We start from the raw sequence: 6,506 nt of genomic DNA on the forward strand, positions 1-6,506 counted from the left end.
CACTGGAACAATGGAACCCTGGAACCTTGGAACCCTGGAACCCTGGAACCTTGGAACTCTGGAACTCTGGAACCTTGGAACTCTGGAACTCTGTAACCTCATTAGTAAGCACTCGAAAATCACTGAAAATTTCCTATTTCCAATTTCCTCTACGAAATTACGCTATAAAAGCTAAAACACATTAATAGGAAATGGGAAATCGGAAATCCTTGAAACCCTGGAACCCTGGAACTTTGGAACTCTGTAACCCCTTCCCGCATGCATTCACACCAATCTCCATTCCGTTCCCTGCTTTGTGTCTTTTATTTCAATGCCCAGTTTCAGCAGGGCGTCGCGGATCCGGTCGGAGGAGGCAAAGTCTTTTCGCTGGCGGGCTTCCTGCCGGAGCCGGAGCACAAGGTCCACCAGAGCCGGAAGCCGGTCGTCCGTTCGTCCTGCCTTTTCAGCCTGTAAGCCCAGTATTTCCTGTCCGTAAGTGCGGAAGACCCGCTTCAGGTTTTCCAGATGGGTTGCATCAATGGATGCTGTGCCCTCAAGAAGCTGGTTAATGACCTTCACCTGTTCAAACAGCAGGGCGATGAGCACCGGGGTATTGAGATCATCGTTCATGGCTTCCCTGCAGGCTGCCTCCAGCTGTGAGGTATCCACCGTGCCGGAAGGAGAAGGAGATATGCGTTCCAGGTTTTCCATAGCCAGCAAAAGGCGTTCGAGGCCTTTCTCAGCGGCCTGGAGGGCTTCGTTGGAGAAGTCGAGGGTACTGCGGTAATGCGCCTGGAGGATAAAAAAGCGCACGGTCATAGGACTGTAAGCCTTCGCCAGCAAAGGATGCCGGCCGGAGAACAGTTCCTGGAGGGTGATGAAGTTGTTGAGCGAGCGGGCCATCTTCTGCCCGTTGATGGTGATCATGTTGTTGTGGATCCAGTAGCGCACGGATTCCTTTCCCCGGGCGGCCACGTTCTGGGCAATCTCGCATTCATGATGCGGGAAGAGCAGGTCCATGCCTCCGCCGTGGATGTCGAACACTTCGCCGAGGTATTTGGTGCTCATCACCGAGCATTCGAGGTGCCAGCCCGGGTATCCCTCGCCCCAGGGCGAAGGCCAGCGCATGATGTGGGCCGGATCGGCTTTCTTCCAGAGGGCAAAGTCGTAGGGACTCCGTTTTTCTTCCGTGCCCGAAAGGTCGCGGGTATAGCTCAGGAGGTCGTCGAGCACACGGCCCGAAAGCTTTCCGTAATGGTAGTCTTTGTTGTACCGCTCCACATCGAAGTAAACCGAACCGTTCACCTCATAGGCATAACCGTTGCGGAGGATTTCCTGCACCATCTGCTGCTGTTCGATGATGTGGCCCGAGGCCATGGGTTCGATCGAAGGGGGGAGGGTGTTGAGCAGTTGCATGTTGTAGTGAAAGGAATTCATATAGCGCTGGACAATCTCCATCGGCTCGAGCTGTTCGAGGCGGGCCTTTTTGCCGATTTTGTCCTCGCCGCTGTCGGCGTCGTTTTCCAGGTGGCCTACATCGGTAATGTTGCGCACATAGCGTACCCTGTAACCCAGGTGCTGAAGCCAGCGGAAGAGAATGTCGAAGGTGATGGCCGGGCGGGCATGGCCCAGGTGGGTTTCGCTGTACACCGTGGGGCCGCATACATACATGCCCACAAAGGGCGGGTGCAGGGGCTCAAAGGGTTCCTTTCTGCGGGTAAGCGTATTGTAAAGGTATAACGGGGACTGCATGGGGCATTTTTTTAAAGTGCAAACTTAATAAATAGTTTTAAGTTGCCCCGATTACTTTTATTTAGGATAATTCAATGAATCCAAAATAAGGGGCTTCGCCCCTAAAACCCTGAGTTACTTTCTTTCCTTGATACACCCGATTCATGTATTGGTCATACATGAATCGCCTTTCAGGCCGCTTCCACTGCGTTTCAGTGGGGTTTGTCCGGATGCCAACCCACAAGGCCTACCCACTGCGCATCAGATCGTTTGCTCTCCTGATGCGCAATCCGGGCTTAACCGGCCGCTTTCACTGCGTTCCAGCGGGGTTTGCCCGGATGCTTCCGCGCAAAACCAGCCCACTGCGCATCAGTTCGTTTGCTCTCCTGATGCGCAATCCGGGCTTAAGAAAGTAACCAAATCCCGCATAAGAAAATCTACCAGTTGGCTTTTTTGATTTCAAGGGGCTCTGCCCCTTAAACCCCGGTTACTTTCTTTCCTTGATGAAAGAAAATAACCAAATCCCGCATAAGAAAATCTACCAGTTGGCGGTGAGGCCAACTGTAAGATTTTCTATCGCGGGAAAGGCAAAACAAAAGCCTTCCCGCTCTGCCAGAATGTTGGAATTACTAGCAAAATGGAATTTTAAAGGCGTGCTTAGTAAGGCGTGAAGTTTAATTACTTACTGATCTACCCGTTGGGGAAGAGCAAAGGGCAAGGGAGCCTTTAAAATAAATCCCCTTAAAGGGAATTTTGCTGTAATTCCAAACATTCTGGCATTCACTGCCTGCCCTGGCTCCCCTGTTTTGCCCTGGTCCACGCGCTTTGGATTTACGTTCAGGAAAGAAATTCCTTTTCAGAAACGGGATTAAGCTCTTGCTCCGGCCCTTAGCAAGCCTGTGGGGGGACGTCCACGATTGGTGCGGGCTGAGGCCGGGTTGGTTATGGACTCTGGTTTAGGTACCTGACGAAGAGGCCTCAGCCTTCAATCGTGGAGACTTTTTTTGGTTACTTTTTTGTGTAGCTGACAAAAAAGTAACTCAGGGTTCGGGGTGAAACCCCGCATAACTCTTTGCATAAAGTCACTTGCACCAGTATGTATTGTTCTGCTGACAGGGAAATGCTAGATTCAGAGAACCTCTCACATAAGAAGTTACCCTTTAACCCCACTTAGCCATTTGACGAAAAACTAACCAGGGTCTAAGGGGCAACGCCCCTTACCCTTGAAATCAGCCTTCGTTTATATCCTCCCCCAATCCTTTAAAACCCTCTTTTTCCCCCTTCATCAAACCCCCCTAACTTTTTGATTAAATTAACGTAAAATGGATTAACTTTACCGGGTTGATGACTTAGGATGATCTGAAAAACGTTCGGATGTGAGTGCACTGTACGGGTATATACGCTGGGGCGGCCGGCCTGTGGCTCCGGAATCCTTTTCCCGGATGAAGGAAACCATGACTAACTATCCGCACAACGGTTCCTTCGAATGGAAAAGCGAGGAGTGCATGCTTGGCCACATTCTCCAGTGGGATACCCCCGAATCGCTCCACGAACAGTTTCCCCTCCTCGATTCCTCCGGAAATACCGTCTTTATGGCCGCAGGCCGTATTGATAACCGCGAAGACCTCTTCCGCCTGCTGGCTGTTCCCCACCCCGAACGGGAAGGGATGACCGACGGACAGCTCATGTTCCGCGCCTACCTTGCCTGGGGAAAGGAAGCCTGCGGCAAAATGTACGGCGACTGGAGCTTCTGTGCCTGGCACCGGAAGGAACGGAAGCTCTTCCTTGCCCGCGACCACGGCGGCATCATGGCCCTGTATTATTACGCGGGCAAAGACTTTCTGGCTTTTGCCTCCACCCTGAAAGGCCTTCTGTGCCTTCCGGAAGTGCCGAGAGATATTAACGAACTGCGCGCGGCGCAGATTCTTACCGCCTGGCCCGGCGACGGGGAAGCTACCTATTACCGGCACATCCTGAACCTCAAGCCCGGCCATTTTCTTGAAGTACAGAATGGCAATGTGCAGAAAGCCATGTTCTGGGAACTCACCGAACAGCCCGAACTGATCCTGCCCAAGGAAGAAGATTACTACGAGCGGTTCAGGGAACTTTTTGCAGAGGCGGTACGGGCCCGCCTGCGCAGTTACAGGAATGTAGGCATTCAACTGAGCGGGGGCTACGACAGCACCTCCGTGGCGGCCATGGCGGCTATGGAACTGGCAAAGCAGAACAAGGAACTGTATGCCTTTACTTCCGTTCCCTATTACAAGGATTGTCCCGTGCCGAAGGGGAGAATAGCCGACGAAGGGCCCCTGGCTGCCTCGCTGGCAAAGAAATACCCCAACATAAGGCATTTTCTGGTGGATGCCGCAGGGTACAATGTTCTGGAAGCCATTGACAGGGCCGTTGATATGTTCTGCGAACCCATGCACGCCGCCGGAAACCAGTACTGGATACAGGCCATTTATGACAAAGCCCGGGAAAACGATGTGTCTGTTTTACTGAATGCCCAGGGAGGAAACGGGGTGATCAGCTGGCCCACAGGCAAGCCAAGGCTGTATGCCATGGGAGGGCTTCCGTGGCTGAAATTCCGCGTAAAATCGGTGTTGAAGGATGTCCGCACCCTGACAACCCGTCCTCTGCATTATTGGTATCCGTTTCTGGACTATTCCTACATCAGCATTCCCTTTGCCCGGCGCAACGGTTTGCTGGAAAAGATGAAAGCCGCAGGCCACGACCCCCGCTTCCGCAGTCAACGACCCTTTAAACAGGCCCAGCGTCATCTGATGGACATCTGTCTGCTCAATGCCTATTCCCTTCATTACAGAATGTCAGTTGATTATGCCATTGTCTCTCCCGATCCCTCAGGCCATATTCCCCTGATGCAATTTATGCTCTCAGTGCCGGAACCCATTTACAGAGCCAATGCCTACCGCCGGATTTTTATCGGGAAAGCCATGGATGGTTTCTTGCCTTCTGAAATCCTTTCCTCCAAAGGAAAAGGCCTTCAGGCGGCCGACCTGATGGAACGATTCAAAAATGTAACATCATTTGATACTTTTGACTTTCTAAATTTGAATGGAAATGCTGTATTTCTTGACAGAAAAAAAATTGCCGGTTCTGCTTATAAATTTCAAATAAACGAATTGAATGGCAGAATGAATGAAATAAATCACTTTTTACGGGTATATGGATTTGCAAAAATGAATTAAAATGAAAAAGGAAAATTACATAGAAAAAAATTTCCGAAAGGTCTGGATTAAGCCTGCATTGATTGTCGGAAAAGCAAAAAAAACAGAGGAAGCCGCTGATAATGGTGACGATGGTATTTTGAACTTTGGTTCATAAAGTATTTCAAATTAAATCCTTAAATTATGTTTCGTAAGTTGTTGTTAGTACTGTTTCTGTTAATGGTTGCTCTTTTTTCTTTTTCGCAGTCTGTTTTCTACGGCACGTCTTTTGGCGGCCCGGGTGAAAACAGAGTTTTCAAATCCACCATTGATACGGGCAATAACATTTATCTTGCAGGCTATTTTACCGGAACAGTGAATGCGGGAGGAGTAAATTACACGGCATACGGGGGAACGGGTTATGATATTTTTGTGTCAAAGTACGATGAAAACGGAAATTTCCTATGGTTCAAACAAATAGGGAGTTCTGCCAAAGACGATTATGCTGACGGCCTGACCTTGATGACCAGGGATTCCATTTTGGCCATAGTAGGCGGGTTTTCCGGGGCGAGTTGTGATTTTGGCAATGGTTTTGTTTTAAATAATGAAAATGCGGGAACTTACGAAGCCTTTCTTGTTACCATCAATACCAGTTCAGGGGTTACTCTTAATGCCAAAAAAATTGCTTACGGAAAAAATCACGAAAGACCCCAGGCGATTAAGGAAGATAAAAATGAAAACCTTGTTATAGTTGGCCTTTACCAGGGGCTGTATTCAACCTATTTTACTCCCTCCGATTCCGTACAATGCATTGGCCCGCAGAATTACTTTTTCCTGCAACTGGATAAAAACCTCAACCTGAACTGGGTTAAAACCTACCGGGGGAATAATGGGGTCAATAAACTGTTTTCATTGGATGTTGACAACGATGGCTACTATATTGCCGGTACCAACAAAGATTCCTTGTATCTGGATATTAAAACCCTGGTGAGCCGGAGCGGTTCGGCTGATATGTTCCTCTACAAAACCGATTTCAACGGAAATGGCCAGTGGATAAGGAGTGTGAAAGGAAGCAGTGATGATTTTACTGTATATGCAACCTGCGACCGGCAGGGGCATGTGTACCTGAGCGGGTATTTTGCCAGTACCGATCTGCAGGTTGATTCACTCGAAAACCTTCCTTCCCAGCAAATAGCCTGGAGCAAAGGAAGCAACGACATTTTCTTTGCCAAATACACCACAGGCGGGGAACTGCTCTGGTACGGAACCGAGGGCAGTACCGGCGATGACCGGCTTACACGCCTGAATACCAACGGAAAGTATATTGTAATTGCAGGGCAGTTTTCCGGCCCCATGACCCTGCGCAACGAGGTGCTTACCCCGCGCGGAGGAACCGACGGCCTCAGCATTGTGTACGAAGAAAATGACAACCTGCTCTATGCCATTCCCCTCGGGGGAAGCGGAACTGACGTTACCCAGACCTGTGTAATCGACAGCAAGGGGAATTACATCTTTATGGGCAATTTCTATTCGCCGGTTCTTTATCTCACCGATACCTACACCCTTACTAACGCTACCCCCAGTACACGCGATGTGTTCATTGCCAAATACGATAAGGCCAGCATATCC

General features: G+C 49.8%; 4 protein-coding genes. 3 read left to right on the forward strand and 1 reads right to left on the reverse strand.

Translation table 11 applies throughout. The features are described 5' to 3' along the window. Positions 1–264: 264 nt before the first annotated feature. Positions 265–1,731 (reverse strand): cysteine--tRNA ligase, encoded by a 1,467-nt coding sequence (locus tag GX419_04420; protein ID NLI23933.1) that lies wholly within the window; start codon positions 1,729–1,731, stop codon positions 265–267. Positions 1,732–1,889: 158 nt separating this feature from the next. On the opposite strand from GX419_04420, the gene GX419_04425 reads away from it, so the two are divergent. The 3 genes from GX419_04425 to GX419_04435 form a co-directional block, all read left to right on the forward strand. Further along, positions 1,890–2,126, forward strand: coding sequence for a hypothetical protein (locus tag GX419_04425; protein ID NLI23934.1), 237 nt, complete (start codon positions 1,890–1,892; stop codon positions 2,124–2,126). 960 nt (positions 2,127–3,086) lie between these two features. Further along, on the forward strand, positions 3,087–4,919 hold the full coding sequence (locus GX419_04430; protein NLI23935.1) for an asparagine synthetase B: 1,833 nt from the start codon (positions 3,087–3,089) through the stop codon (positions 4,917–4,919). Between the two features lie 162 nt (positions 4,920–5,081). After that, the coding region (locus tag GX419_04435) for a hypothetical protein (protein ID NLI23936.1) at positions 5,082–6,506 on the forward strand (1,425 nt) is incomplete at its 3' end.

Source organism: Bacteroidales bacterium, assembly GCA_012517825.1.
Classification (GTDB): Bacteria; Bacteroidota; Bacteroidia; order Bacteroidales; family JAAYUG01; genus JAAYUG01.